The sequence below is a fragment of the Thermogutta sp. genome, assembly GCF_014359955.1.
GTDB lineage: Bacteria > Planctomycetota > Planctomycetia > Pirellulales > Thermoguttaceae > Thermogutta.
Window position 1 is genome coordinate 1 of the sequence record NZ_JACIYL010000943.1, and the last position, 1,540, is coordinate 1,540.

Genomic DNA, 1,540 nt, shown 5'->3' on the forward strand with positions numbered 1-1,540 from the left:
TGCCCTACGGTGGTCACTGATCGGCAGTTCATGATAATGATGATGATGTGCTTCAGCAACGGGTGTGGAGACCGACTCATTCCCAGTTTTCATTTGGAGCTGTGAGAGCGCAAAGGCTAAATGTGTTGGTTGCAGGGGCATTGCCCCTACCGTTTCATCAGCAAGTGAACTAAGCTCCGGATCGGAGGGGCACGCTTGTCGTGCCCGAGGAGTGGAAATGGATCATCCAACGTTGAGAGGCGAACTTGACAAGCAGGTCCCTCCAATCGGCGGACGTGACAAGTACGTCCCTCCGGAATGGCGGGGCGCGCTTGTCGTGCCTGTCGGAACTTTCCTGCTGGAGGGTTGCCTTCGGTGATGAGTGATCGGAGATCGGCTGATCAAGTGTTGAGGATCTCCAGTTGGATGATCTGATCGTCGAATGAGGGAGCAACGCGGCCGCCCGGGGGGATGATCAGGAATTCATGCTCGCTCCACTGGCCGTCCACTAACGCACGGATGAGCCGCAAATCCCCGTCCAGGACTTCAAATCGCCAGCCCCGCTCCTCTGCTTTGCGGCGGGCAATTTTTTCAAAGACTTCGTCGCAGCCTGTGTGAGTGCGAATATAAGCAATTTTGCCGTAATTCCTGGCAAGGTTACCCAATTGCTGAATGAGATACCGGGCGTTTTCCTCGCCGTACTTCGCGACCCATTCGTCATAGCTGTCCAGGAGCCCCATTTTGCGGGCAATTGAATCGGGACCATGCTGCGACAGGTCGTCCCCACGTTCGATCCAGCCCGGCGTTTGGAAATAGACTCCGGGATTCGCGTGAAAATACTCCAGGTATCGCTGGTGACTGCCCAGAAAGAGAGTAATACAATCGTGCGCTCTTGGAATAACCAGCGGAATATCGCGGGCTGTCAGTCCGATAATCCCATTGTTGCAAAGACCATACCCCAAGCAGATGGCCTCGTAACGTGAGGTATCGACGCTCTGGATGGCTTCGGCAAGTCTCGCCGACATGCGCTGCGCGCCTACATCATGCAGCCCCTTTGGTAGAAAAAGTAAGTCGACTGTGTTGGGAGACTGTGCCACGGCCAGACAAAGTTCTCGGTAAAAGATTTCACAGGCTACTACGATGAGTCGCATAATTCAACCGTTCTAACGTTGGTTATTAGACGAAATACAAGTATGACGGATCATTGAATGGGATATCGTCCTTTTGCGAGTGCCGTGTCGAACATCGCCATGATATTCTCGGGAGGGCAGTTTGCCTGAATATTATGGACTGACGCAAACACATACCCGCCGCCGGGAGCCAAAATCCGGATGTTTTCTTCCACCTCTCGGGCAACCTCTTCGGGTGTTCCAAACGGCAGTGTCCTCTGACAGTCGCACGCGGCTCCCCAAAAGGTAAGTTTATCGCCGAATTCTTGCTTGAGACGGACAGGATCCATCCCTTTGGCCGTGGTCTGAATCGGGTTGAGGATATCCACCCCCATTTCAATCAAAGTGGGAATAAAATCAAAAATAGCCCCGTCGTTATGCATGAACACTTT

2 protein-coding genes are annotated in these 1,540 nt (G+C 53.1%); both read right to left on the reverse strand.

Translation table 11 applies throughout. The features are described 5' to 3' along the window. Positions 1–380: 380 nt before the first annotated feature. On the reverse strand, positions 381–1,130 hold the full coding sequence (locus H5U08_RS18405; RefSeq protein ID WP_297036499.1) for a DUF1638 domain-containing protein: 750 nt from the start codon (positions 1,128–1,130) through the stop codon (positions 381–383). A gap of 50 nt (positions 1,131–1,180) precedes the next feature. Continuing rightward, the coding region (locus H5U08_RS18410; protein ID WP_297036502.1) for a uroporphyrinogen decarboxylase family protein at positions 1,181–1,540 on the reverse strand (360 nt) is incomplete at its 5' end.

Excerpts from the sequence above, each read along its gene's own strand:
- H5U08_RS18405 (WP_297036499.1), bottom strand. The coding sequence starts at position 1,130 with ATGCGACTCATCGTAGTAGCCTGTGAAATCTTTTACCGAGAACTTTGT.